We start from the raw sequence: 503 nt of genomic DNA, 5'->3' as shown, positions 1-503 counted from the left end.
TAGCCCAGAAAGCTGAACTCAATGCTCTTGTGCTCCCGTTGTCGGTTGATATCTTTACAATACACAATGCTCGTTTTCTCTGGATGGATCTGCAAGCCGCAATCCACCAACCGTTGGCTGATTCGGGTAAGCACCCATTCAGCTTGCCGCTGACTTTTGCAGTGGATCACCCCATCATCGGCATAGCGACACAAGCGCACGCTTCGACAATGCGTTTTGATCCAGCGATCCAGTGTGTAGTGCAGAAAGAGGTTGGCCAGTACCGGACTAATGACTCCCCCCTGCGGGGTACCTCGGTCGCGTTGCCGTTCCTCACCATCTGCACCCACCATCGGCGCTTTCAACCAGCGCTCGATGTAGAGCATCACCCACGGTATTTGACAGTGATGTCGCACCGCTCGCATCAGTAGGTCATGGTCGATGTTATCGAACAAACCTTTGATGTCGAACTCAATCACCCAGTCGTACTCCCAGCATCGCCGCCGCACCATAGCCAACGCATC

The 503-nt window shown here is 53.9% G+C and carries 1 protein-coding gene; it reads right to left on the bottom strand.

Going from position 1 to position 503, the window contains the following annotated elements:
* Positions 1 to 503, bottom strand: a 503-nt coding sequence (locus tag Q1A48_RS21345) for a reverse transcriptase domain-containing protein (protein WP_299948888.1), incomplete at both ends; no start/stop codon positions are given.

The organism is uncultured Microbulbifer sp. (assembly GCF_947489355.1).
Taxonomy (GTDB): Bacteria; Pseudomonadota; Gammaproteobacteria; order Pseudomonadales; family Cellvibrionaceae; genus Microbulbifer.
Note: the sequence above shows the minus strand (reverse complement) of the source record. Positions and strands in the feature narration are given on the sequence as shown.